1 protein-coding gene is annotated in these 383 nt (G+C 51.2%); it reads right to left on the bottom strand.

What is annotated here, in order from left to right; translation table 11 throughout:
- Positions 1 to 328: amino acid kinase family protein (locus L324_RS44405; RefSeq protein WP_499698304.1), on the bottom strand; the 328-nt coding region annotated here is incomplete at its 3' end.
- Between the last annotated feature and the right edge of the window lie 55 nt (positions 329 to 383).

The following is a 383-nucleotide window of genomic DNA, read 5'->3' as shown; positions in this document are numbered from 1 at the left end:
TTTTTTTCAAGCAGAAGACGGCATACGAGAGCTCTCTCATTTCCCGGTATGTCAGCTCGCGGATTTCTTTCGGGTTGGATACGATCGCCGGGTTGACAGAATAAACGGCGTCAACGTCAGTGAAGTTTTCATACAACTCGGCTTTCAATCCATTCGCTAAAATGGAGCCCGTAATGTCAGAGCCGCTGCGCGAAAACGTCATCACTTCTCCTTCCTGGCTGAATCCGAAGAAGCCGGGAAAGATAATGATGCCCTTTTGCTGTCTGAGCTGAAACAGATTGTCGTAGGACTCGGGCAGCACTTGTGCGTTGCCGGGTTCGCTCGTCACGAACAGCCCGGCGTCTTTTGGACTGACATAATGTGCTTCAACTCCACGGTGCCTG

This window comes from Amycolatopsis orientalis DSM 40040 = KCTC 9412, assembly GCF_000478275.1.
GTDB classification, from domain to species: domain Bacteria; phylum Actinomycetota; class Actinomycetes; order Mycobacteriales; family Pseudonocardiaceae; genus Amycolatopsis; species Amycolatopsis orientalis.
Note: the sequence above shows the minus strand (reverse complement) of the source record. Positions and strands in the feature narration are given on the sequence as shown.